1 protein-coding gene and 1 pseudogene are annotated in these 302 nt (G+C 61.9%); one reads left to right on the forward strand and one right to left on the reverse strand.

Features of this window, described 5'->3' with window-relative positions:
* Window positions 1-94: pseudogene (locus tag BKD30_RS16795) on the forward strand (IS982 family transposase); the annotation flags it as partial.
* A gap of 88 nt (window positions 95-182) precedes the next feature.
* Here BKD30_RS16795 and BKD30_RS17130 read toward each other — a convergent pair.
* The coding region (locus BKD30_RS17130; protein ID WP_408033359.1) for an IS3 family transposase at window positions 183-302 on the reverse strand (120 nt) is incomplete at its 5' end.

A 302-nucleotide genomic window follows, 5' to 3' on the forward strand; every position in this document is an offset into this window, starting at 1 on the left:
ACCGTGACCCGCTCGGACCTGGCCGGCTGGGCCGAGTACGGGTACTGCGCCAGCCATTCGCGCTTCTTCTGGGGACTACGCCTGCACCTGATCGCCACCGTCCACGGCCTGCCCATCGCGTTCGCTCTCACCGGCGCCAAGGCCGACGAACTGGAGTGTTCCCGGGAAAGTGGATACCAGAATTATGCGGCGAGTTCGTGGATGTCCCTCAATCCTAATTCATACTCGGCGGGTGTCAAATAGCCGAGGGTGGAGTGTCGCCGTGCCCGGTTGTAGTACTCCTCGATCCAGGTGAATGTTGC

This window comes from Tersicoccus phoenicis (assembly GCF_001968835.1).
Taxonomy (GTDB): domain Bacteria; phylum Actinomycetota; class Actinomycetes; order Actinomycetales; family Micrococcaceae; genus Tersicoccus; species Tersicoccus phoenicis.